The sequence below is a fragment of the Pseudomonas sp. KU26590 genome, from assembly GCF_026153515.1.
Lineage (GTDB): Bacteria > Pseudomonadota > Gammaproteobacteria > Pseudomonadales > Pseudomonadaceae > Aquipseudomonas.
Window position 1 is genome coordinate 4,983,370 of record NZ_CP110644.1, and the last position, 22,804, is coordinate 5,006,173.

Genomic DNA, 22,804 nt, shown 5'->3' on the forward strand with positions numbered 1-22,804 from the left:
CCATGCAACCCTATCTGATCTCCCAACCGGGCATCCGCATCAGCCTCGCCGACCTGATTGAGATGCGTCATCGCGTGCGCGAAGTGCAGCTGTTTTCCACGCCCAGCCAGCGCAGCCCGCTGATAGGTCTGCACCACTCCAAGCTGCGCGGGCGCGGGGTCGATTTCGATCAGGTCAGGGTGTATCAGGCGGGTGATGACGTGAGAACCATCGACTGGCGCGTCACCGCCCGCACCCAAGAGCCCCACACCAAACTGTTCCACGAAGAACGCGAGCGGCCGATTTTCATCATGGTCGAGCAAAGCCGCCGGCTGTTCTTCGGGTCCGGGCTGATGTTCAAGTCGGTCCTCGCCGCCCAAGCCGCCGCGCTGGTCGGATGGGCCGCGCTGGGCCACAACGACCGGGTTGGCGGGCTGGTGTTCGGTGACAACGAGCATTACGAGATCAAACCGCGACGCAGCAAGCAAAGCCTGCTGCAACTGTTGAACCGGCTGGTGCGGGTCAATCAGTCGCTGCACACCGAAGCCGCTGCCGACCGCGACACCTTCGGCGTAGCGCTGCGCCGCGCGCGGGAGGTGATGCGTCCGGGGAGTCTGGCGATCATTCTGTGCGACGAGCGCGCGTTGTCCGATTCGGCCGAACAGCAGCTGGCCTTGCTGTCACGGCATTGCGATCTGCTGCTGCTGCCGCTGTCCGATCCGCTGGATCACGCTTTACCTGCCGCTGGCCTGTTGCGCTTTGCCGATCGCGGCGCGCACTTGGAGCTCGACACCCTGAACGCCGACCTGCGCCAGAGCTACCGTGCCCAGGGCGAGGCGCGTCAGGCGCGCTGGGAACTGCTGGCAAAGAAGCTGCGCGTGCTGATGATGCCGCTGAGCACCCAGCGGGAAATGGTCGAGCAACTGCGCGAATACCTCAACGGCCAGCGCCCGGTAAAACAGCCATGAGTGCGCTGGACCCGCTGCAACCGCTGATTCTGCCGGAGCCGGTCGGATTCTGGCCGCCCGCGCCGGGCTGGTGGCTGCTGCTTATCCTGCTGCCGGTGCTGGGCTACGGCCTGTGGCGCGCCCGCAAGCTGCTGCCAAAAAAGACCAGCGGTGACACCGTCGAGCCATTGGACCCATTGCGCCAGGCCGCACTGGTCGAGCTCGCGCAGATGCCCAAACCCTATGACGGCGCACCGGCCGGCGCCTGGCTGCAGCAGATCAACGGCCTGCTTAAGCGTCTGTGCCGCAATCACTACCCCTACAGCCAGAGCCACACCCTCAACGGCCGCAAATGGCTGGCGTTTCTCGACAACCGCTGCCCGGCCGCCGGCCTGACGCGCTGGATGATCCTCGTCGAGGGCGCCTACAAGCCGGAATGCAAGCTCGACGACAAGGCCATCAACGGCCTGACCCAGTCGGTCGAGACCTGGATTCGCAAGCATGTTTGAATTCGCCTGGCCGTGGCTCTTCGCCATCCTCCCGCTGCCGTGGCTGATGCGTTTCGTGCTGCCCGCCGCAGACAACGGCGAAGCAGCGCTGAAGGTCAGCTTTCTCCCTGAGCTGGAAGGCCTCGCCGGGCGCCGTGCGCGAACCCATTTGCCGGGCTGGCGGCGTCAGTTGCCGTTCATTACCGTCTGGCTCCTGCTGCTGGTCGCGGCCGCCCGCCCGCAATGGCTGGGCGAGCCGTTGCCGGTTGCCGCCAGCGGCCGCGATCTGCTCGTCGCCGTGGACGTGTCGGGGTCGATGGATTACCCGGACATGGTCTGGAAAAACGACGAAGTCAGCCGGCTGGCCCTGGTGAAGATGCTGCTGGGGGACTTTCTTGAGCACCGTCAGGGCGATCGCATCGGCCTGATTCTGTTCGGCAGTCAGGCGTATCTGCAGGCGCCGCTGACCTTCGACCGCAAGACCGTGCGCGTCTGGCTGGACGAAGCGCGGATCGGCATTGCCGGCAAGAACACCGCCATAGGCGACGCCATCGGCCTGGCGTTGAAGCGTCTGCGCCAACGCCCGGCCGAGAGCCGCGTGCTGATTCTGGTCACCGACGGTGCCAACAACGCGGGCCAGATCGACCCTAGGACCGCTGCGCGCCTGGCCGCCAGCGAAGGCGTGAAAATCTACCCGATCGGCATCGGCGCCGATCCCGACAAAGGCGCCACCAGCATTCTCGGCCTCAACCCAAGCCTCGATCTTGACGAGCCTTCTCTGCGGGAAATCGCTGCGGTGAGCGGCGGGCAATATTTCCGCGCGCGCAACGGCGCCGAACTGGCCGGCATCGGCAAGGCGCTGGACCGGCTGGAGCCTGTCGCTCAACAACCGACCCAGGCACGTCCTGCCCGGGCGCTTTATCACGTACCGCTGACGATGGCCCTGGTGTTGAGCCTTCTGCTCGTGGTTCAGGAGCGCTGGCGGAACAGCCCGGTTTATCGTTTTTTTGCGCGCCGGCCGACGTTTGTGCAAGGCACGCAGTGGCGTCAACGCTTGAAGCGCCTGACGAGGCGCCCATGATCGAATTCCTCTCCGCTCTTTGGCCCCATTGGTCACGCCCAGGCTGGCTGCTGATGCTGCCGGCGCTCGGCTGGCTGTTGTGGCGGTTATGGAATCGGCAGAAACGCGTCGGGCGCTGGCAGATGATCATTCCCAGCGCCTTTCATTCCGCCCTGCTCAGCGGTGGCGGCGGCCGGGAAAGCAAATTGCCGTGGATAGTGCTGGGTCTTGGCTGGTTGCTGGCGCTAGTGGCATTGCTCGGGCCGAGCTGGCAGCGGGTTGAGCAGAACAGCCAGCGGCCGGTCGATCCGTTGGTGGTGATGCTGGAACTGACTCCGGAAATGCTCGCCGCTGACAGCCCGCCCACCCGGCTGGAACAGGCGCGGCGCAAAGTACTCGATCTGTTGCAGGCGCGCAGCGACTCACAGACCGCGATCATCGTGTACGCCGGCAGCGCCCACACCTTGGTGCCGCTGTCGGACGATCTGGCCACCAGCAAAAACCTGCTGGATGCGATCAAGCCGTCGATCATGCCCGAAGTCGGCCAGCGCGCAGACCTCGCCGTGCGCAAGGCGCTGGATTTGCTGGAACAGGGCGACCTCGGCCAAGGGCGGCTGCTGTGGATCGGCTCGTCCCTCAGTGAGACCGAGCGTCAGGGGATACGCGCCGCGATGACCGGCCGCGACGCCCCGCCTTTATTGATGCTTGGCGTCGGCACGACTGAAGGCGCGCCGGTCACCCAAGAGAAAGGCGGTTTTCTGAAGGACGCCCAGGGCGGCATCCTCGTGCCGCGTCTGGACGGGCCGGTGCTCAAGGATTTCGCCGACAGCATGGGCGGTCGCTACACTTCGCTGCGCCTGGACAATCAGGACCTCAATGACCTTGGCCTGCTCGACGGCCCGAAGAGTCTGATCAACCAAGGCCAGAAAGTGCGGCTCGACCGCTGGGCCGATCAGGGCTACTGGTTGCTGCTCCCGCTTTTGCTGCTGGCCGGTTGCGCCGGGCGTCGCGGCTGGCTGTTGTGTTTGCCGTTGCTGTTGATGGCCGTGCCGCAACCCAGCTATGCCTTCGGTTTCGAGGACCTGTGGCGCCGGCCCGATCAACAGGGCGAGCACTTGCTCAAGCGGCATCACCCGGCGGAAGCTGCGCGGCATTTCGAAGACCCGCAGTGGCAAGGCATCGCGCTGTATCAGGCCGGTGACTACGCCGGCGCCGTCCAGCGCTTTGCCCAGGGCAGCAGCGCCGCCGACCATTACAATCGCGGCAATGCGCTGGCCCGAAGCGGTGAGCTGGAAGCCGCCATCGACGCCTATGAACAGGCGCTGGAGCGTCAACCGGACTTCCCCGCGGCGTCAGCCAACAAGGCGTTGGTGGAGCAAGTGCTGGAGCAGAACAAGGCGGCAAATCAGGCGAAAGCGGACGACAAGGCCAAGACCGACGAGAACGCCGACAATGCCCGGGAGGGCAATTCGGGACAGTCGTCATCGCGTGCGCCGTCAGCGCAGCAGGATGCCGATGCCGACCGTTCTGCCAGCGATCAGGAAGGCTCCGAAGATGAGCAGGCGTCCGGCGCAGGAGCCGACAGCGATGAGCCTGCGCGTGCCTCCGGCAAGCCGGGCGACGGGCAAATCAATGGCGAGCAAAAACAGGCGCTCGAACAATGGCTGCGGCAGATCCCCGACGAACCCGGCGAACTGTTACGGCGCAAATTCTGGTACGAACAACAGCAGCATCAGGAAAAGACCCGATGAGTCGTCTGCACAGGTTGCTGATCGCAGGAATGTTGAGCCTGTTCGCCCTGGTGGCACAGGCCGACAGTGCGGGCTCCACGCTGCAATCCAGCGTCGACCGCACGCGCGTCAACACCGGCGAAACCGTTGAACTGACCCTTGAAACCGACGACGCCACCGTCTTCGGCAGGCCGGACATGAGCGCGCTGGACGCCGACTTCGAGGTGCGTGACACCCGCCAGCTCAACAGTCTGAACACGCTGGAAGGCAACGTCCATGCGACGACTCGCTGGCTGGTTACGCTGATGCCGCGCCACAGCGGCTCGATCGAAATCCCGTCGCTGAAACTGGGCGAAATGACCAGTAAGCCGATTGTGCTGCAAGTGGTCGATGTCGGCCCCGTCGCCCAGGGGCAGGAGCAGAAGCTCGCGCCAGTGTTCATGGAGGCGAGCCTGGATCAGGACAGCGTGTATGTTCAAGCGCAGGTCTTGCTCACCGTGCGCATCTACCATTCGGTGTCGCTGTTCGACGACAGCAGCCTGACCCCGCTGCAAGTGCCGGACGCGCGCATTGAAAAGCTCGGCGACACGCGCACGTACGAGAAGCAGATCAACGGCATTCGCCACGGCGTGATCGAAATGCGTTACGCGCTGTATCCGCAGCACAGCGGTAAGCTGACCATTCCGGCCCAGTCGTTCAGCGCCACGCTGGTTCAGGACACCAATGACGCCGCTGCGGCCGCCGCCATGGCGCCAGGCGCGATTGCCAGCGGGCCGAAGCCGGGCCGATTGATGCACGTGACTTCGCTGCCCCTGACCCTCGACGTCAAGCCGCAACCGGTGCACTACCCCGCCGATACCCCTTGGCTGCCGGCGCGCAGCGTCAGCCTCAGTGAAAACTGGAGCCCGGAACCTGCCCACAGTCAGGTCGGTGATTCCCTCACGCGCACCTTGCAACTGAAGGCTGAAGGCCTGTCCAGCGCGCAATTGCCGCCGCTGCCCGCCACCGACGTCAGCGCGTTGCGCCGCTACCCCGATCAGCCGCAACTGAGCAATCAGCCCGGCGAGCGCGGTTTGACCGGCGTACGCGAGGAGCGCGAGGCGCTGGTGCCCAATCGTCCTGGCGCCATCGAGATTCCGGCTGTGGATCTGGTCTGGTGGAACACTCAGGAAGACCACCTGGAACACAGCGCCCTGCCCGCCCGCACCTTGCAGGTCAGCCTCAACCCGGCGTTTGCCGTGGACACGCCCGTGAGCGACAACGGCAACGTTACGGTCATCGGCCCGCCGGTGTGGCCGTGGCAGTTGAGCACGGTGCTCCTGAGTTTCACCACGCTGCTGGGCTTCGGCCTGTGGTGGCGCGGTCGCTGGCAGCCGGCGCTGGCCCGGGTCGCGCAAACGGGGCCGAGTCCGCGTACAGTGCTCGACGACCTGAAACGCGCGTGCCTGGCCAACGACCCCCACGCCACCCGCCAGGCGCTGGACGCCTGGGCCCGTCAGCAGCCGGAAACCCTGGCCGACATGGCCGCGCGTTTCGTGCCGCTGTCCCATGCGCTGGATGGCCTGAATGGCGCGCTGTACAGCGAGACCGAAAAACTGTGGCTGGGGGAAGACCTCTGGCGCGCCGTTAAAGCGCTGCCCGCCATCGAAAACCCCCAGGACCCGAGCGGGGGCGACAGCCTGCCGCCGCTTTATCCAAAATGATTTCCATCGATCAGCGCATTCTCCGGTCACAGACAAAATGCGCTGATTGTTAAACCAAGGTACCCCCATGCGTCTGTTCCACACCTCCGACTGGCACCTCGGCCAGAACCTTCATGGTCAGGAGCGAGATTTCGAACACGCCAGCTTTCTGACCTGGCTGCTGGCCCGTCTGGCCGAGCGCAAACCGGATGTCCTGCTGATCGCCGGCGACATCTTTGACACGGTCAATCCGCCGGTAAAATCCCAGGAGCGCCTGTACGACTTCATCGTCAGCGCCCATGAGCAGAATCCGCAACTGACCATCGTCATGATCGCCGGCAATCACGACTCCGGCTCGCGCATCGAGCTGCCCGCGCCGCTGATGCGACGCCTGCGCACCCATGCGCTGGGCCGGGTGCTTTGGCTCGACGACGGCGTGCTCGACGTCGATCGCCTGCTGCTGCCGCTGAGCAACGCCAAGGGCAAAGTCGTTGGCTGGTGCCTGGCGCTGCCTTTCCTGCGGCCTGCCGAAGTCACCGGTGCGGCGTTGGGCGACAACTATTTGCGCGGCATCGGTCAAGTCCATGAAATGCTCATCGCCGCCGCGAACCAACGGCGTAAGAAAGGCCAGGCGCTGATCGCCATAAGCCACGCGCACATGGCCGGCGGCTCGGTGTCGGAAGACTCCGAACGCAGCCTGATCATCGGCAACGCCGAAGCCCTGCCCGCCAGCCTGTTCGGCGACAGCATCACCTACGTCGCTCTGGGCCATCTGCACAAACCCCAGCGGATCAACGGCGAGGACCGCATTCGCTACAGCGGCTCGCCGATTCCCCTGTCGTTTTCGGAAATCGGCTACCAGCACCAGATCCTCGAAATCGAGTGCGATGGCGACAAGCTGGTCAGCGTCAAACCGCTGCTGATTCCCCGTGCCGTGAACCTGCAACGGGTCGGCCCGGCGCCACTGGCCGAGCTGTTGCTGCAACTGCGTGACCTTCCGGACATCGATTTGCTGGCCGACGTCGACCGTCAGCCGTGGCTCGAAGTCCGCGTGCGCCTGGACGAACCTCAGCCGGACCTGCGCAACCAGATCGAAGCCGCGCTGGAAGGCAAGGCCGTGCGCCTGGTGCGCATCGCCGCCGAATACGCCGGCAAGGGCGGTCGCGATGAAGACGCCAATCAGGACCTGATCGAGCTGGACCAGCTGAGCCCGCAGGAGCTGTTCAGCCGCGCCTGGCAGGACAGCTACGGCAGCGAAGTGGATGAGCAGACGCTGCAGGACTTCGCGACCCTGCTTCAGGACGTGCAGCTGGAGAGCGAACAGCCATGAAAATTCTCGCCATCCGCTTGAAAAACCTCGCCTCGCTGGCCGGCCCGTTCGAGCTGGATTTCACCGCCGAGCCCCTCGCCAGCGCGGGCCTGTTCGCCATCACCGGCCCCACCGGAGCGGGCAAAAGCACGCTGCTGGACGCCCTGTGCCTGGCGCTGTTCGGCGCGATTCCCCGGCTGAACAACATCGGCCAGTCCCGCGTGCCGGAGATCGACGGCGACATTAGCACCAACGACCCGCGCAACCTGCTGCGTCGCGGCACCGGCAGCGGTTACGCCGAGGTGGATTTCGTCGGCATCGACAAGCGCCGGTATCGCGCGCGCTGGGAAGCCAACCGCGCCCGCGACAACGCCACGAAAAAACTTCAGGCCAGCCGGCAGACGTTGATTGATCTGGACAGCGAGCAGATTCTCAGCACGCAGAACAAGACCGAATACAAGACCCTGCTCGAAGCGCGCCTGGGGCTGAACTTCGAGCAGTTCACCCGCGCGGTGATGCTGGCGCAAAGCGAATTCAGCGCATTCCTCAAGGCCGACGACAAAGACCGCAGCGAACTGCTGGAGAAGCTCACCGACACGGCGATCTACAGCCAGTTGGGCCGCCGCGCCTACAGCAAAAGCAAGGAAGCCGAAGAGGCGCTGAAAACCCTTCAAGCCCAGGCCGGCACGCTGACGCCGATGGAGCCTGCGCAGCGCGCCGAGCTTGAGCAGCGCTTCAACGATGCCCAGCAGCAGCTGAAACTGGAGCAGGCGCAACTGCGCCAGCTGGAGCTCAAACAGCAATGGTTCAAGGAGCTGAGTCGCCTGCGCGACAGCCATCAGGCCGCCAACGAACAGCTCGCCAGCGCCCAGCAGACCTGGGACGCACACAGCGCCGATCGTCAGCAGCTTGCGCTGTTGGAGCGTCTGGCGCCGCAGCGGCATCTGTTCGCTCAGCGCGCCCGGCTTCAAGCTCAGCTCGCGCCGCTGACCGCGGCGATTGAGGCCCATCAGCTCAAGCAAACCGGACTGGATGCGCGCATCGCCGAGCTGGACAGCAAACGCCTCAGCGCCGACAGCGCGTTGCAGCAGGCGCAGGAACAACTGGCCAACGCGCGACCGGCCCTGAGTGAAGCCTTCGAGCAGCAGGCCACGCTCAATCATTTGAATCAGGAACTGCAACAACTCGGCGAGCAGGCGCGCGCCGCGCAGCAGGCCAGTACCGAGGGGCAGTCGACGCTCGATCAACTGGCCGAGCAGCAACGCCAGGTCGAAGCGCGTTTGCAGTCGATCGCCGAGCAACTGGAGCAGAGCGCGTCGCTGACCACCTTGAGTCAGTCGTGGAGCGCCTACCGGCCGCGTCTGCAGCAAACCGTGCAGCTCAGCGCGCGGCTGATTCAGGGCCGTGCCGAGCTGCCGCAGCTGGAGAAAAACGCCACCCTCGCCGAACAGAGCCTGGGCGAACGCCGCAGCGCGTTGCAGGCCCTTTACGACGACGCCGAGGTCAAGGCCGATGCAGTCAGCCACGACATCGAACGGCTGGGGCAATTGCTGCAGGACAACCGCCAGCAGCACAGCGCCAGCGACTCGCTCGACCGTTTGTGGCAGCGCCATCAGGACGTCGCTGTCCGTTTGCTGGATGTGCAAACCCGCCAGCAGCAGGCCACCGAGCGTCGTGCCCAAGGCATCGCCCAAGGCCTGAAACTCAAGGCCGAACACGAAGCCGCCGAGCAGGCGCTGAAGGTCACCGTTGAACTGCTGCAACGCCAGCGCCTGGCCCGCAGCGCCAGTGTCGAGCAACTGCGCGAGCAATTGGTCGATCAGCAACCGTGCCCGGTGTGCGGCAGCGAAGAACATCCGTATCACCAGTCCGAGGCACTGCTTGAAGCGCTGTCGGGTCACGACGATGGCGAAGAAGCGCGGGCACGGCAAACTGTCGGGCAGCTCAGCGAGAAGCTCGCCGAGCTGCGCGCGGAAGTCGCCGAACTGAACAACCAGCTCAAGCAGTCCAAACCGCAACAGGATCAACTGACTGAACAGCTGCAAACTCTGGCGCCTGAACTGGAAGCACACCCGCTGCATCCGCGTTTGCTGGAACAGCCCGAGCACCTGCGCGGCGATTGGCTGAGCGAACGCCTGCATCAACTGGCCCAGGATATTCTCAGCGCAGAGCAGCGCCAGACCCGCCTGCTGAAAGTGCAACGAGACGCCGAGTCGCTGCAGCAGCAAGTTCTTGAGGCACGCGAGGCCAGTCAGCAGGCGATGAAGCTGCTGGACGATCAGCAACGCCACATCGCTGTGGACAACCAGGATTTCGAAGCGGCGCTGCAGGAGTTCGAGCCGCTGCTACCCGCCGAAAGCCTGAGCCAGTGGCGCGAGTCGGCGACCCAGAGCTTCATGCAGCTGGACAACGACATCGCCGCCCGCGTCGAACAGCTCGATCAGCAGAAGACCGAGCAGCAGGAGCACAGCGAACGGGCGCAAAAACTGGAGCGCGAGCAGGTTGCCCAGCAGAGTCGCGCGGCAGAACATCAGAAGGTGCAGGCGCAACTCGAGGCTCGTCAGCAGCAGCAACAGACGGTGCAACAGCATCTGGCGCAGACCCTCGGCGAGCACCCGTCGCCCGAGCGCTGGCAGCACGCCCTTGAGCACGCGGTCGAGCAGGCGCGTGAGGCCCAGGCCGCCATCGCCCACGAACTGCAAGCGGCGCGCAGCGAACTGATCAAGCTGACCGCAGAACTGGACGGCGAGCAACACCGCTTGCAGGCCCTTGAACAGGAACTGGCAGAACTCGAACGACAGATCGCCGCGTGGCGCAGCAGCCACAGCGAGCTCGACGATGCCGCGCTTGAGGCCTTGCTGGGGCTGAGCGACGACAGCGTTGGCGGGTTGCGTCAGCAATTGCAGTCCAGCGAAAAAGCGCTGGAGCAAGCCAGGGTTCTGCTGGATGAGCGCGCGGCGCAATTGCAGCAGCATCAGGCCCAGCACAGTGACAGTGGCGACGCCGAGCAGTTACTCGCGGCGTTGACCGAGGCGCAGGCGCAATCGGTGGTTCAGGATCAGCTGTGCGCCGACCTGCGTGCCCAGGTCAGCGAAGACAACCGCCGTCGCGAGGCCAGCAGCGCGCTACAAGAACGCATCACCCACGCGCACGCTGAATATCTGCGCTGGGCCCGGCTCAACGCGCTGATCGGCTCCGCCACCGGCGACACGTTCCGCAAGATCGCCCAGGCCTACAACCTTGATCTGCTGGTCCACCACGCCAACGCGCAGCTCAAGCAACTGGTGCGTCGCTATCGCCTGAAGCGCGGCGGCAGCATGCTCGGTCTGCTGGTCATGGACACGGAAATGGGCGACGAACTGCGCTCGGTTCACTCGCTCTCGGGCGGGGAAACATTCCTGGTGTCCCTCGCCCTCGCCCTGGGCCTGGCGTCCATGGCTTCAAGCACGCTGAAGATTGAATCGCTGTTCATCGACGAAGGCTTCGGCAGCCTCGACCCCGAATCCCTGCAACTGGCCATGGACGCCCTCGACGGGCTGCAGGCCCAGGGCCGCAAGGTCGGGGTGATCTCCCACGTGCAGGAAATGCACGAGCGAATCCCGGTGCAGATTCAGGTGCGGCGTCAGGGCAATGGCCTGAGCACCGTCGAGGTCAGCAGCGGCTAAACCGTTTTTTCACGACGCACAGACACGCCCGATGGCGTTTCTGTGCAACCCTGTATCCCTTGCGCGACAGTCGCGCCAAACTCCAAAGAAGGTAAAACCACGTGGCAAACTCAAAAGTATTCTTCGACATCACTGCCAACGACGAGCCAATGGGTCGCATCGTCATGGAACTGCACAACGACGTCGTTCCGAAAACCGCTGAAAACTTCCGCGCTCTGTGCACCGGCGAAAAAGGCGACGGCCTCAGCTACAAGGGTTCGTCGTTCCACCGCGTGATCCAGAACTTCATGCTGCAGGGCGGTGATTTCACCAACCACAACGGCACTGGCGGCAAGTCGATCTACGGCAACAAGTTCGAAGACGAAAACTTCACCCTCAAGCACACCGCGCCAGGTGACCTGTCGATGGCCAACGCTGGCCCGAACACCAACGGCAGCCAGTTCTTCATCACCACCATCGTCACCGAATGGCTGAACGGCAAACACGTCGTCTTCGGCAAAGTCGTTGAAGGCATGGACGTGGTCAAGGCCATCGAAGCCCTGGGTTCGCAATCCGGCCGCACCAGCAAGAAAGTCGTCATCGCCGACTGCGGCGAACTGACCGAGGCCTGAGTATGACGTCGGCGCCTCATGCTGAACTGACGGCGCCGACGCTCTACTCGTTCCGCCGCTGCCCCTACGCCATGCGCGCTCGCATGGCGCTGGGGTATTGCGGCGTACCGGTGGCCACGGTGGAGGTCAGCCTCAAAGCCAAACCGGCCGAGATGCTCGAACGCTCACCAAAAGGCACGGTGCCTGTGCTGGTGCTGCACGACCGGGTGCTGGAGCAAAGTCTGGACATCATGGGCTGGGCCCTGGCGCAGCATGACCCGAACGATTGGTCCTTGGCCCACGACGTCGACGGGCAAAGGCAGATCGCCGAGCTGATCGCGGAAAACGACAGCAGCTTCAAGCAGGATCTGGATCACTACAAATACGCCGTGCGTTATCCCGAATTCACCCAGGAAGAATACCGCCAGCGGGGAGAGAGGTTTTTGCGCCGGCTGAACGAATTACTCGCGTCACGGGACTTTCTGGTCGCCGATCGACTGACCTTGGGAGACATCGCCATAGCGCCCTTCATACGGCAGTTCTGCGCGGTGGATGCGGACTGGTTCTGGCAAAGCCCCTACCCCCACCTGCAACGCTGGTTACAGCGTTTTCTGGCATCCGACCTGTTTATCACTGCGATGGCCAAGCGCTGATTGCAACCGCAATGGTTAATAGCTAAACCACTTCGCTACACCACTTCCATCTCAAAGATCGGTGAAATCATCTCGCTGTGCCGTGGCGGCGGATGACCGGTGTTGAGCTTTTGCGAGCGCTGCATCTCCACCGCTTCAGCGACCTCGGTCTTGAACGCCATGCTGCGTGCCACACCGCCCACCGAACCTTCGCCATGGCCGAGCAACGAGCAGCCGTTGTTGATGAGTGCAAAAAAAACAATCACCCAGAAGTTCGCGCCTTTCACGACGCACGCCCCTGCGACCTAACAGCCGCGCGATTGAGTTCAACGGAAGCAGTTTGCGCGGACATCTGCGACGGTGCATTGAGTTGTGGGTTCGTGCTGATGACGGTAACCACTGCGATGAAAACAACATACAACGCGATGGCGGTATAAGCGCCGTGTTTGATTGAGGTGAGGATGGCAGCGGCCATGTTTGTAGCTCCGGGACGTGTCTGTTTCAGGCGCCCAGAATGCGTGAAGTTGTGCGGGTTAAAAAACGATGGCTGGCGATTCAAAACATCGATGGGGTTGATTATTCAGGGAGTTAATCGGGCTCATAGATAACCGCGTTCTCGAAGTTTGCACCAATCCTGTAGGAGTGACCGGGGTGGCGCTCCACCTTGCTCGCGAACAGGCCGTGCTGAATTGTCCAAAATGGCTCTGTCTGTAATTCGCGTCCTACGTAGTAGTAGGAATATACCTGCCGTCACTGCAAACTCGCACCATGGTGCGTCATCGCCTTTTTAGCGACGATTCCTCCAATGTTTAAAGCCGTGTTAGTGGCTGAATCGACGCGCCGGGTTGACAGGGAGACGTGCATGCGTGTTTCCTTTGGCACGCTGAAACATCTGTAACGAATTTGAGACTGTGACGACGTTTGCGCGTGACGTAAGCGATCATGCAAAAAAAAGCGTCAGCCCCGGAAAGGCTCGTAACCTGTTGTTGCTGAGCATGGCGGTAGCGTTCTACCCCGTGCCTTCAAGGAGATTTTCATGATGATGGACCTTGCCGCGTTGCTCTCGCCCCACACCCTGAGCCTGTTCAAGAGTGCTGAGCAAAATCAGAACCGGATCGACTTGCTCGCCAGTTTCAAGATAATGCAAAACGCCCAGCACGTGCCCGACGCCAGCGAACAGGAGTAGCCATCATGTTTGAAGCCGCTCGGTTCGGTGATGAGATATCGCACACCGGTGCCTTGGGGGGATTTCTCCTCGGTGCTGCCTTGGGCATTGCGCTTGTAGCCACGGTTGCTATCGCAACCTTCACCTGTGGTTTTGGCGTCGCACTTCTCGCAGGGATGGCAGCAGGCGTTGGAGGTAGCCTGCTCACTGCTGCGGGAGAAGCCTTGGGTAGTTTATTTTCGTCCCCTTCCGGCACGATCGTGACCGCTTCGCCAAACGTCTTCGTTAACAGTCGCCAAGCGGCGCATGTCGCCCAAAGTCTAGGCGCATGCAGCAAGCATCCGGGGGCGCCCGCGCAGGTGGCCGAGGGGTCCACCAACGTCTTCATCAACGGCACAGCGGCGGCGCGCAAAAAAGACAAGCTCACCTGTGGCAGTACCATTTTCCAGCGGCTCGGATAACGTCTTCATCGGCGGCGGTACCTACCGTTATTTACCCGTCGACGACGAAATTCCAGGCTGGTTGCGCACAACCGTTGATGTGTTGATGGCTGTGGCCGGTGCTGCCGGCGGGATTGCCCAACTGATTAAGCAAGGCACCCAGGCAGGCATGAAAGCGGTCATGCCGTGCGTGATGAAGTTCACCGCAGGCTTTGTGGCGGGTGAAGTCGCCAGCCGATATGTGGTGGGCCCCGCCATCGAGCGTGCGGTCGGCGGTCATGCAGGCAACCCCGTTGATATGACCACAGGCCGTAAATTCATACCCGATGAAGTTGATTTCAGCCTGCCCGGCCTGATGCCGATCGAGTGGTCCCGCTTCTATGCCAGCGATCTCGCCGTAGATAGCATTTTGGGCCGTGGCTGGATCCTGCCGTGGGAACAGAGTCTGCGCCGCACAGGTAGCTTCGTTTACCTCACCGATAATCAGGGTCGAACCGTTCCTTTCGTGAATGTCGAACCGGGCCAGCGGATCTATAACCCCCACGAACAGGTTTATCTGGTCTGCACCGAGGGCGGGCATTACCTCCTGCAAACCCTCGACAACATCTTCTTCTACTTCGGCGAAGTTCCGGAAGACAACACGCCCACGCCGATCCAGCGCATCGAAAACGCACTGGGGCATTTTCTGCATTTCACCTACACCGTCGACGGTTCGCTCACTGACATCAGTGCCACTGGCGGCGTACGTGTCCACCTGGATTACGACCATCCATTGGGGCGCCTGACCGACGTCAAACGCGTGGTCGATAATCTTGCCGTTGAAACCCTCGTCCAGTACCGCTACGACGACAACGGGCAGCTCACCGAAGTGATCAACCGCAACGGCGACTCAACGCGTCGTTTCAGCTACGCCGAAGGCGTGATGGTCAGTCACAGCAACGCGCTGGGCCTGAGCTGCAACTACCGCTGGGAAACCCTTGACGGTCAGCCCCGCGTGGTGGAGCACTGGACCAGCGACGGCGAACACTTCCATTTCCGCTACGACCTCAAGAATCGGACTTCCTGGGCGGTTGATGTCTTGGGCCGTGAGCTGGAAGTGCACTACAACGAGGATCATCGCGTCGTCGCCAGCCGTGACTACGGTGGTGAGCGGTACGGGATCGAGATCGACGACAACGGCAACATGACAGGGCTGACGCTGCCCGATGGCAACCGTCTGACGTTCAAGTACGACGAATACGCGCGTTTGGTTGAAGAGACTGATCCGCTTGGTCGGACCGTCAGCTACAGCTATCACCAGCTGACTACGCTGGTATCGTCGGTTTCTTACCCAGACGGCAGCGTCTGGAAAGCCCGCTACGATAAAAAAGGTAATCTCATCGCCGAAGTCGATGCACTCGGCCACAAGACCGAGTACCTCAACAGCGAAGACGGCCTGCCGCACACCATCATCGATGCGACCTACAAATCGAAATATCTCTGGTGGAACACGTTCGCTCAGGTCGAGCGGTTTCAGGACTGTTCAGGTAAAAGCACGTTTTACGCCTACGATGATCGCGCCCATCTTGTCGCCGTCACCGATGCGCTGAATCAGACGACACGACTTGAGCGCAAACCTGATGGCGAAGTTGTGCGCATCGAGCACCCGGATGGCACAGCTGAGTCGTTTACCTACAACGCTCTCGGCCAAGTCCTGACGCACACCGATGGCAAGGGTCAGACCACGCGCTTGCTCCGTACTGCACGCGGGCTCCCTTCTAGCCGACAGGATGCAAAGGGACAGCGCATTCGCTATGAGTACGACAAAGCGACTCGCCTGACCGCGCTGGTCAACGAGAACAATGCGGCTTACGAATTTGCTTACGATGTGTCGGATCGACTGATCGAAGAGAAACGCATCGACAACCTCACGCGCCGGTTTAGCTACAACCTGGGTGGGCATCTGACGCGTGTTGATGAGATCGGCTATGGAGAACGAGCGGAAAGACCGCAACGCAGTACGGAGTTTGAGCGTGATTTGATTGGGCGGCTGCTGGCCAAGGTCAATCAGGATGCGCGGCAGGACTACAGCTACGACGAAGGCGACCGGCTGCTGTCGATTGAGCGCTTGCCTACAGCGATTGGTAAAAAGCTTGGCATCGGCGAAGAGAAGCTGGAATTTGTCTACGACCTGCTTGGCCGCCTCACCAAAGAGACCACCCCCCAAGGAACGCTGGCCTACGAGTACGATCCGCTCAGTAACCTGACCACGCTGACGTTGCCGACTGGCCAGCACCTCAATCATCTGTACTACGGCAGCGGCCACCTGCACCAACTCAACCTGGATGGATTGTTGATCAGCGACATGGAGCGCGATGATCTGCACCGGGAGGTGTATCGAACTCAAGGCAAACTCACCAGTTGCTTTGGTTACGATGCGATGGGGCGTAAGAGCTGGCAGTTCGCATCGACGATACCTGGCGAAAAGCTCTCGCAGATCCACAACCCCGGCAATAACAGCCTGCTGATCGACCACGCCTACAACCCTATCCACCGCCGCTACCAATACGATCCGGCGGGCGAACTGACCCGCACCCTCGACAAGCTGCGCGGTGAGATCAAATACGAATATGAAGCAAACGGTCAGCTGCACAGCCGCGATACCGGGCGTTTGGTTGATAGCGAAGAGTTCCGGTATGACGCTGCGGCCAATCGGCTCAACTTCAACACCAGCCAGTTCGACCACGTCAAAGACAACCGCATCAAGCAATGGCGCGATCAGGAATACACCTACGACGCGTGGGGCAACCTGATTGAAAAACGGTCAGGGTTAACCAAGCTGCAGACGTTTACCTACGACTGCGAAAACCGGCTTGTGCGCTCGGAAACGATGGTCAACAGCCAGGTGCACAGCGTTGGGACGTATCGTTATGACAGCCTGGGTCGGCGGGTTGGGAAGACTTCGGAAATAAACGGCAAGACAGAATACAAGCAGTTCCTCTGGCAAGGCCTGCGGATGTTGCGTGAGGAAACCCCAGAGCAGAGCAGCCTCTATATCTACGAGCCCGGAAGCTATGCGCCGCTAGCCCGGGTCGACCAAAACGAAGGTGAGGCGGAGCAGAGGCTTTACTACTTCCATACCGACCAAATCGGCACGCCGCTTGAAATGACGGATGTTGACGGCCAGATTGTTTGGCAGGCGACCTACAAGGCGTGGGGCGAGGTCGAGACGCTTGCCGTGAGTGAGGTTGAGCAGAATCTGCGGTTTCAGGGTCAGTACTTTGACGACGAAACGGGTCTGCACTACAACACATTTAGACATTACGATCCGGAGATTGGACGGTTTATTTCGCAAGACCCAATCGGTTTAAGTGGCGGTCTCAACCTCTATAAGTATGTTAATAACCCATTAGGATGGATGGACCCACTGGGTCTCGATGCGCTAAGTAAGCTTGCCGAGCGAGGCTATAACGGAGTTGTACAAAACAGCGCGGGCGGTTTAAATTATGCGGAAAGTAATGCGTTGTTTGCCAAGAATCCAAATGTGAATCCCATCATTTCTATAGAATACAGTGGTGATTACATTAAAGATTTTGAGTTGGCAAATAAAGAAGCCGGCCTAAATCAAAAAAGTGCCCCGCGCGGCTATGTATGGCACCACCTTGATGATTACGATCCAAAGACGAATAGAGGTACGATGCAGCTCGTAGAGCAAGGAGCTCATCAAGGGGTACCTCACAAGGGTGGGGTTGCTCAATACAAGGCGGCCACTGGAAAAACATATACTTTCCCAGCAAGGCGCTCAAGCTCCCCCAAAAGCTCATCCGGTAAAGTAGGAGGAACATCATGCTAGATTTAGAAGAGTCATATGGCCAGATCAGCTTCGAGGATTTCATTGGGGTCGAACAGCTTGTTAAAGGTAGCCTTCCTCAAACATTTAAAAAACTCTATCTTCATAACAATGGAGGATATCCCTTAAAGACAGAATTCGACGGGGACGACTTCTGCTTTTCCATCGGAGGGTTTAACCCAATCAAGTATGGGAATCCATCGATTGAATTGTTGATTAAAGATTCCTACCGTGATGATGGCTTGACGCAAGGCCTGGTCCCCTTCGCATATGATGATGGTGGCAATAGCTTCATGCTGTCATTACGGGGGGAGGATTATGGAAAGGTGTACTTGTGGCTTCAAGATGAAGAGCGTATGGAGCCGGTCATCTCGTCGTTTGACAGTTTTGTTGCTGCGCTTAAATAACGTATCGGTTGATCTGCCGCTTGACAAGCTCTTCGATCTTGAACACTAAAGCTTAGATCGAATTAGCCGGCAGTCTTAATTTCCATGGATACGCATCTAGCCCTGTTAGTTGGACCGACCCACCATAATGCTTATGCGGGGCCGGTTTAACTGTAGATGAACCTAAAGCAATGAAAACAGGGTTTGAGTGGTGACTAACAACGCGACAATATCCATTTTATTTGAATGCGATTAGATCTCGGTTATGAGGAGCGTCCTAGGTGGATGAGTATCATATTGAGCGGTACGACAAAGTGCATCTCTGGATCGGTACTAATTTTGAGCCGGAGTCGGTGTATCAGAAATACTTTGAGCTGGACTATAACTCCGAGCTGGATGAGCCGTCGTACAAAGTTTGCGGATTTTGTAAGGATATCGGGCAAAGGCGGTATGACGAAGATTTTATTGGTATCATTCCTAGGAAAGATAAAGAGGTCGAGTTGGATGTTCTACTCCAGGAGTCTACCATTGACCCGTCTCAGCTAGAAAACGTGAAGGCCGAATGCTTTAACTTGGGAGTGCATAAAGCCAATGCCATGTTTTGGTATTCGGACGGTGGAATAGCTGTGTCTACTCCGTATAAGCAGAACTACAATGGGCTCAAGTATATTGGCTTGTACGAGGGCAATTGAATTCAGGTCGAGAGCTGCTGTTCTGCTAGAAGTACCTCGTGATCACCAAAACTGCCTTCCGGATGGCAGCGGCTGGAATGCCCGGTACAACGAGAAAGCTACCTTATCGCTTTATACGACGCGCTCGGGCATAAGGCCGAGCAGCTCAACAGCGACGACGGCTTACCGCACACCATAATTGATGCGAATTCTAAATCGAAACACCTCTGGTGGAACGCGCTGGCGGAGGTGGAGCGGTTTCAGGATTGCTCGGGCAAAAACACCTTCTACACCTACGACGACCGGTCCCACCTGATCGCTGTGACAGATGCGCTGAACCAGACTACACGGCTTGAGCGCAAACCCGACGGCGAAGTGCTGCGCATCGAGCATCCGGATGGTACGACTGAGTCGTTTACCTACAACTTCCTCGGCCAGGCGCTGACGCACACCGATGGCAAGGGTCAGACCACGCGGCTGTTGCGCACGGCGCGCGGTTTGCCTTCAAGCCGACAGGATGCGAAGGGTCAGCGCATTCGCTACGAGTACGACAAAGCGATTCGGCTGACAGCGTTGGTCAACGAAAACAATGCGGCTTACGAATTTGCTTACGATGCGTCGGATCGACTGATCGAAGAGAAACGCATCGACAACCTCACGCGCCGGTTTAGCTACAACCTGGGTGGGCATCTGACGCGTGTTGATGAGATCGGCTACGGAGAACGAGCGGAAAGACCGCAACGCAGTACGGAGTTTGAGCGTGATTTGATTGGGCGGCTGCTGGCCAAGGTCAATCAGGATGCGCGGCAGGACTACAGCTACGACGAAGGCGATCGGATGCTGTCGATTGAGCGTTCACCTACAGATGTTGGTAAAAGACTCGGCATCGGCGCAGAAAAGCTGGAATTCGCTTACGACCTGCTGGGCCGGTTAATTAAAGAGACCACACCGCAAGGTGCGCTGGCCTACGAATACGATCCGCTCAGTAACCTGACTACGCTGACATTGCCGACGGGCCAACACCTGAACCATCTGTATTACGGCAGTGGCCACCTGCACCAACTCAACCTCGATGGATTGTTGATCAGCGACATGGAGCGCGATGATCTGCACCGGGAGGTGTATCGAACTCAAGGCAAACTCACCAGTTGCTTTGGTTACGATGCGATGGGGCGTAAGAGCTGGCAGTTCGCATCGACGATACCTGGCGAAAAGCTGTCGCAGATCCACAACCCCGGCAATAACAGCCTGCTGATCGACCACGCCTACAACCCTATCCACCGCCGCTACCAATACGATCCGGCGGGCGAACTGACCCGCACCCTCGACAAGCTGCGCGGTGAGATCAAATACGAATATGAAGCAAACGGTCAGCTGCACAGCCGCGATACCGGGCGTTTGGTTGATAGCGAAGAGTTCCGGTATGACGCTGCGGCCAATCGGCTCAACTTCAACACCAGCCAGTTCGACCACGTCAAAGACAACCGCATCAACCAATGGCGCGATCAGGAATACGCCTACGACGCGTGGGGCAACCTGATTGAAAAGCGCTCAGGGCTGAGCAAGTTGCAGACGTTTACGTATGACTGCGAAAACCGACTTGTGCGCGCGGAAACGATGGTTAACAGCCAAGTGCACAGCGTCGGCACGTATCGGTATGACAGCTTGGGGCGGCGCGTCGGGAAGACGTCCGAGATCGAGGGCCAAACCGAGCACAAGCAATTCCTCTGGCAAGGTTTGCGCCTGCTGCGTGAGGAAACGCCGGCGCAGAGTAGCCTCTATATTTACGAGCCGGGCAGCTATGCGCCACTTGCCCGGGTCGACCAAAACAAGGGTGAGCCAGAGCAAAAGCTCTACTACTTCCACACCGACCAGATCGGCACGCCGCTGGAGATGACGGATGTGGATGGCCAGATTGTCTGGCAGGCGACCTACAAGGCGTGGGGTGAGATCGAGTCGCTTGCGGTAAGTGAGATTGAACAGAATCTGCGGTTTCAGGGTCAGTACATTGACGATGAAACGAGGCTGCACTACAACACGTTCAGGTATTACGATCCTGAGTCAGGGCGTTTCATTACCCAGGACCCGATCGGCTTGGCCGGTGGATACAATCTTTATCAATACGCGCCCAACCCTCAATCGTGGCTAGATCCAATGGGTTGGATGGGGATCAGGGCGGAAAATGTTTACCACTCTTTTGACAGCTTTAAAGTGCCCTCCGATCTGCAGTACTCAAGTGACTCTGTTCAGTTCAATCGTGCCAACCAAAGCTTCATTAAAAATATGAATGGTGATCCCGCATTTCGGCGAGATATGTTGGGCAGATATCCTCAACTGGAATCCTGGATGGAAAGTCCCAAAATGTCTAAGAGCCCTGCAGGCTTGACTTGGCACCACCATGAAGATGTTGGCGTTTTAAAACTTGTAGACAGAGCAGATCATGCGTCGAAACACGGCATTTATCACCCTACAGGCAAGGGCGGCCGGGACATATGGGGAGGAGGTGAGCCTGGGAGAAAAGGCAAGCTGAATGGGAAAACCGGAAAATCACTCAAAGGATGCTGCTAATGAATACTTTCGAAGTAAAAGAACCTATCTTAATAAGCACCTTAATCGAGACGGTACGTTTGGGGCATGAGTTTGATGATGATCTTTGTCTCTATTCTTCTGACGCCGCTGATCGAATAAGGGCTGATCTTGTTTGCTATCTCGACGATTACCCAGATGTGGTTAACGATAAAGATCACTACAGTACCTTTGTAACTACAAATAATCTTCACCTACTTTATTATGGTGAGCAATTCAAGGACGTAATGATCAACGCGCTCACCCAAAAACCTCAGGCATCCATCGGTGAGATTATTGAGGCATTGAATTACTATATGGAGAATGATGATTTTTTAGATCATAAACTGACGCCTTCTGCTTGAGCGTGTACGCTGAGCAGTCATTTAGGGAGAACTTTATAATCTATAATTTTGTAGCGATTGTAAAGCGCGAGGGATGGCTTATGAAGCCTGAGTGTGGGCAGATTCCCGTGCCCACACTTCTTGATCTCTAAGGAAGGTCTGAAGTAGGCACGCGTTTTTAACAGCCCCGTTGCTTGAGGCTCAAAAAATGTCGACTCAATCGAAAATTAGACCTTTTGCTCTCTCAATCCCCGCTTTTTTCTGCGTACAAGCGCTTTTCAGCACTCATTTTCCGCATTAAAGGCGTACCTCTCCTGCATTGAGTAATCGTTTTCGCATCATCCACAGGTTCGACAGAGCAAACAGCGTGGTCTGCTGCGCAGTGTTTTTCAGCAGGCCTCGGAAGCGTACTTTCGTATAACCAAACTGGCGCTTGATTACTCGAAACGGATGCTCAACCTTGGCGCGCAGTTGAGCTTTCGCGTATTCGATTTTGCGACGCATGCGCCCGATCAGACTCTTCTTTGCATGCTTTTTATAGCTGCTGGGCCGCGCAGCAATCGACCAGATCATTTGGCGATCTTGATGCTCGGGGCGCTTTTCGACGCCGGTGTAACCGGCATCGCCAGAGACGTAAGTTTCTTCTCCGTGCAGTAACTGATCGACCTGGGTTACGTCCGCCACATTCGCCGCAGTGCCCACTACGCTATGCACCAAACCGGATTCGGCATCGACACCGATGTGCGATTTCATCCCGAAATAGTATTGATTTCCCTTCTTGGTTTGATGCATTTCAGGGTCGCGTTTGCCGTCCTTGTTCTTGGTCGAACTCGGCGCATGAATGATCGTCGCATCGACCACGGTGCCTTGGCGCAACAACAAACCACGGTCGCCCAAATAGCCATTGATGACCTGCAAAATCCCACCGGCCAGCTCATGTTTTTCGAGCAATCTGCGGAAGTTGAGGATCGTGGTTTCGTCTGGAATCCGATCCAGATGCAGCCCGGCAAACTGGCGCAGAATCGTAGTTTCGTACAGCGATTCTTCCATAGCTGGGTCGCTATAACCGAACCAGTTCTGCATCAGATGAACCCGCAACATCGCCATCAACGGGTATGCCGGACGACCACCTTCTCCCGTTGGATAGTGCGGCTCGATCAGTTTGACCAAGCCATTCCAGGGCACAACCTGATCCATCTCGATCAGGAAGCGTTCACGGCGGGTTTGTTTGCGTTTGCCAGCGTATTCGGCGTCAGCGAAGGACATCTGCTTCATCGGGACTCAACCGTTCAGTGCTTGGGACTGGCGTATTTCACCAGATT

General features: G+C 59.2%; 15 protein-coding genes and 5 pseudogenes. 17 read left to right on the forward strand and 3 right to left on the reverse strand.

What is annotated here, in order from left to right; translation table 11 throughout:
• The first annotated feature begins 2 nt into the window (after positions 1-2).
• From OKW98_RS22150 to OKW98_RS22190, 9 genes and pseudogenes are all read left to right on the forward strand, one after another.
• Entirely contained in the window at positions 3-947 is a 945-nt protein-coding gene (locus tag OKW98_RS22150) for a DUF58 domain-containing protein (RefSeq protein ID WP_265386671.1), read from the forward strand.
• Positions 944-1,435: a DUF4381 domain-containing protein gene (locus OKW98_RS22155; protein WP_265386672.1), complete on the forward strand. Its 492-nt coding sequence runs from the start codon at positions 944-946 to the stop codon at positions 1,433-1,435. The genes OKW98_RS22150 and OKW98_RS22155 overlap by 4 nt, the downstream gene beginning before the upstream one ends.
• Positions 1,428-2,495 carry a vWA domain-containing protein gene (locus tag OKW98_RS22160; RefSeq protein WP_265386673.1) on the forward strand — a complete coding sequence of 356 codons (1,068 nt, stop codon included), beginning with the start codon at positions 1,428-1,430 and terminating at the stop codon, positions 2,493-2,495. Before OKW98_RS22155 ends, OKW98_RS22160 begins: the two co-directional genes overlap by 8 nt.
• Positions 2,492-3,857, forward strand: a pseudogene (locus tag OKW98_RS22165) (tetratricopeptide repeat protein); the annotation flags it as partial. The gene OKW98_RS22160 and the pseudogene OKW98_RS22165, both read left to right, overlap by 4 nt.
• 364 nt (positions 3,858-4,221) lie before the next feature.
• Positions 4,222-5,907, forward strand: coding sequence for a BatD family protein (locus OKW98_RS22170; protein ID WP_265386675.1), 1,686 nt, complete (start codon positions 4,222-4,224; stop codon positions 5,905-5,907).
• A gap of 67 nt (positions 5,908-5,974) precedes the next feature.
• Positions 5,975-7,216: an exonuclease SbcCD subunit D C-terminal domain-containing protein gene (locus OKW98_RS22175; RefSeq protein WP_265386676.1), complete on the forward strand. Its 1,242-nt coding sequence runs from the start codon at positions 5,975-5,977 to the stop codon at positions 7,214-7,216.
• Positions 7,213-10,860 (forward strand): AAA family ATPase, encoded by a 3,648-nt coding sequence (locus OKW98_RS22180; RefSeq protein ID WP_265386677.1) that lies wholly within the window; start codon positions 7,213-7,215, stop codon positions 10,858-10,860. Before OKW98_RS22175 ends, OKW98_RS22180 begins: the two co-directional genes overlap by 4 nt.
• A 101-nt stretch (positions 10,861-10,961) precedes the next feature.
• The gene (locus OKW98_RS22185; RefSeq protein ID WP_265386678.1) at positions 10,962-11,471 is read left to right on the forward strand and encodes a peptidylprolyl isomerase; all 510 of its coding nucleotides are present in this window, start codon (positions 10,962-10,964) and stop codon (positions 11,469-11,471) included.
• A gap of 2 nt (positions 11,472-11,473) precedes the next feature.
• The gene (locus OKW98_RS22190; protein ID WP_265386679.1) at positions 11,474-12,103 is read left to right on the forward strand and encodes a glutathione S-transferase; all 630 of its coding nucleotides are present in this window, start codon (positions 11,474-11,476) and stop codon (positions 12,101-12,103) included.
• A 35-nt stretch (positions 12,104-12,138) separates the two neighbouring features.
• On the opposite strand, the gene OKW98_RS22195 is transcribed toward OKW98_RS22190, so the two are convergent.
• Both OKW98_RS22195 and OKW98_RS22200 read right to left on the reverse strand, forming a co-directional pair.
• On the reverse strand, positions 12,139-12,369 hold the full coding sequence (locus tag OKW98_RS22195) for a hypothetical protein (protein WP_265386680.1): 231 nt from the start codon (positions 12,367-12,369) through the stop codon (positions 12,139-12,141).
• Positions 12,366-12,557, reverse strand: a complete 192-nt coding sequence (locus OKW98_RS22200; RefSeq protein ID WP_265386681.1) for a hypothetical protein — start codon at positions 12,555-12,557, stop codon at positions 12,366-12,368. Before OKW98_RS22200 ends, OKW98_RS22195 begins: the two co-directional genes overlap by 4 nt.
• 561 nt (positions 12,558-13,118) lie before the next feature.
• On the opposite strand from OKW98_RS22200, the gene OKW98_RS22205 reads away from it, so the two are divergent.
• The 8 genes and pseudogenes from OKW98_RS22205 (at position 13,119) to OKW98_RS22235 (ending at position 21,503) form a co-directional block, all read left to right on the forward strand.
• Positions 13,119-13,268, forward strand: a complete 150-nt coding sequence (locus OKW98_RS22205) for a hypothetical protein (protein WP_265386682.1) — start codon at positions 13,119-13,121, stop codon at positions 13,266-13,268.
• A 5-nt stretch (positions 13,269-13,273) separates the two neighbouring features.
• A pseudogene (locus OKW98_RS22215) lies at positions 13,274-17,114 on the forward strand (RHS repeat-associated core domain-containing protein); the annotation flags it as partial.
• 177 nt (positions 17,115-17,291) lie between these two features.
• A pseudogene (locus tag OKW98_RS27680) lies at positions 17,292-17,519 on the forward strand (HNH endonuclease); the annotation flags it as partial.
• Positions 17,513-17,923 (forward strand): SMI1/KNR4 family protein, encoded by a 411-nt coding sequence (locus tag OKW98_RS22220; protein ID WP_265386685.1) that lies wholly within the window; start codon positions 17,513-17,515, stop codon positions 17,921-17,923. The pseudogene OKW98_RS27680 and the gene OKW98_RS22220, both read left to right, overlap by 7 nt.
• A 260-nt stretch (positions 17,924-18,183) precedes the next feature.
• Positions 18,184-18,594, forward strand: coding sequence for an immunity 22 family protein (locus OKW98_RS22225; protein ID WP_265386686.1), 411 nt, complete (start codon positions 18,184-18,186; stop codon positions 18,592-18,594).
• Between the two features lie 58 nt (positions 18,595-18,652).
• Positions 18,653-20,733: pseudogene (locus OKW98_RS22230) on the forward strand (RHS repeat-associated core domain-containing protein); the annotation flags it as partial.
• A 90-nt stretch (positions 20,734-20,823) separates the two neighbouring features.
• Positions 20,824-21,141, forward strand: a pseudogene (locus OKW98_RS27685) (HNH endonuclease); the annotation flags it as partial.
• Complete coding sequence (locus tag OKW98_RS22235; RefSeq protein ID WP_265386688.1) at positions 21,141-21,503, forward strand: hypothetical protein; 363 nt, start codon at positions 21,141-21,143, stop codon at positions 21,501-21,503. The pseudogene OKW98_RS27685 and the gene OKW98_RS22235, both read left to right, overlap by 1 nt.
• 276 nt (positions 21,504-21,779) lie before the next feature.
• Here OKW98_RS22235 and OKW98_RS22240 read toward each other — a convergent pair whose 3' ends face one another.
• Positions 21,780-22,757: an IS5 family transposase gene (locus OKW98_RS22240; protein ID WP_265385849.1), complete on the reverse strand. Its 978-nt coding sequence runs from the start codon at positions 22,755-22,757 to the stop codon at positions 21,780-21,782.
• Positions 22,758-22,804: the final 47 nt, after the last annotated feature.

Excerpts from the sequence above, each read along its gene's own strand:
- OKW98_RS22150 (WP_265386671.1), top strand. The coding sequence starts at position 3 with ATGCAACCCTATCTGATCTCCCAACCGGGCATCCGCATCAGCCTCGCC.
- OKW98_RS22155 (WP_265386672.1), top strand. The coding sequence starts at position 944 with ATGAGTGCGCTGGACCCGCTGCAACCGCTGATTCTGCCGGAGCCGGTC.
- OKW98_RS22160 (WP_265386673.1), top strand. The coding sequence starts at position 1,428 with ATGTTTGAATTCGCCTGGCCGTGGCTCTTCGCCATCCTCCCGCTGCCG.
- OKW98_RS22170 (WP_265386675.1), top strand. The coding sequence starts at position 4,222 with ATGAGTCGTCTGCACAGGTTGCTGATCGCAGGAATGTTGAGCCTGTTC.
- OKW98_RS22175 (WP_265386676.1), top strand. The coding sequence starts at position 5,975 with ATGCGTCTGTTCCACACCTCCGACTGGCACCTCGGCCAGAACCTTCAT.
- OKW98_RS22180 (WP_265386677.1), top strand. The coding sequence starts at position 7,213 with ATGAAAATTCTCGCCATCCGCTTGAAAAACCTCGCCTCGCTGGCCGGC.
- OKW98_RS22190 (WP_265386679.1), top strand. The coding sequence starts at position 11,474 with ATGACGTCGGCGCCTCATGCTGAACTGACGGCGCCGACGCTCTACTCG.
- OKW98_RS22200 (WP_265386681.1), bottom strand. The coding sequence starts at position 12,557 with ATGGCCGCTGCCATCCTCACCTCAATCAAACACGGCGCTTATACCGCC.
- OKW98_RS22205 (WP_265386682.1), top strand. The coding sequence starts at position 13,119 with ATGATGATGGACCTTGCCGCGTTGCTCTCGCCCCACACCCTGAGCCTG.
- OKW98_RS22220 (WP_265386685.1), top strand. The coding sequence starts at position 17,513 with ATGCTAGATTTAGAAGAGTCATATGGCCAGATCAGCTTCGAGGATTTC.
- OKW98_RS22235 (WP_265386688.1), top strand. The coding sequence starts at position 21,141 with ATGAATACTTTCGAAGTAAAAGAACCTATCTTAATAAGCACCTTAATC.
- OKW98_RS22240 (WP_265385849.1), bottom strand. The coding sequence starts at position 22,757 with ATGAAGCAGATGTCCTTCGCTGACGCCGAATACGCTGGCAAACGCAAA.